We start from the raw sequence: 953 nt of genomic DNA, 5'->3' as shown, positions 1-953 counted from the left end.
GACAGAGAAAACAGTAATACCAACACCGAGTTCGATAATGATTATGCCGTAATGCTGACCATCTACTGGGTCCGCTGCGAGCACGTTGTAGTCTAAAAAATTTGCACCGTTCAACATGCTCACAAGACCAACAGATGCGTATAGCAAAACGCCCACTGGAGCTAGATACTTAACAAATCGTGGACTTACAACTCCAACGGCTTTTCTTAAGCTAAAGGTGAGGGCGTAAAGAATAAATGCTGCAGCAGCGATAACTCCTGCCTGAAATCCACCGCCTGGACCAAAGTCACCATGAAATTGAACGTAGAGGGCAAACAAGATGATTAGGGGAATAGAGATTTTCGCAACCACGCGTAGCACTTTATGCTGGGTAAGGCCTTGTTCTTGCGCAAGGAGTTCCGTTGGTTTCCCGCGCACACCTAATAAACTGAATACGCCAATCGCCGCTGCAAATACAACAACTGTCTCGCCAAAGGTGTCAAAGCCACGATAACTAGCTAGGACCGAGGTCACCATATTAGGAAGACCAATCTCTGTCGGTGATGTCTCAATGTAGCGCGGCGCAACGTGCTCATGCACAGGGTTATCTGCTAAACCAAAGAGGGGCATATCAAACGTCCCGTATATCAGCGCACCACCAGTTAAAAGAACGATTAAGGTCGCAAAGGTATGACTATGTAAACTGAGTTTTTCTTTACGGCCCGTAATAGCAATCGTACTTAGCATTAATACGGTAGAGATACCCGCGCCAACGGACGCTTCAGTAAACGCAACATCAACGGCATCAAGAGTTACAAACAAGGCCGCACATAGAAAACTGTATATACCAAAGAGCATCACGACAGAAAACAAATCTTTAATATAGATGATGCGAAATGCGGTGATCACGAGCATCGCGAGAAGAATGAGGTCTATTAAAATAGTCATTAGCTCACTCCGTCCTTGGCCTTTTC

The 953-nt window shown here is 45.6% G+C and carries 1 protein-coding gene; it reads right to left on the bottom strand.

Annotated features, from left to right (window positions below; genetic code table 11):
* The coding region (locus A3739_RS01010) for a DUF4040 domain-containing protein (protein WP_068499836.1) at positions 1-927 on the bottom strand (927 nt) is incomplete at its 3' end.
* Positions 928-953 lie beyond the last annotated feature (26 nt).

The sequence above is a fragment of the Oleiphilus sp. HI0067 genome, assembly GCF_001635735.1.
The sequence above is the reverse complement of the archived record's forward strand: the minus strand, read 5'-3'. Positions and strand labels throughout refer to the sequence as shown.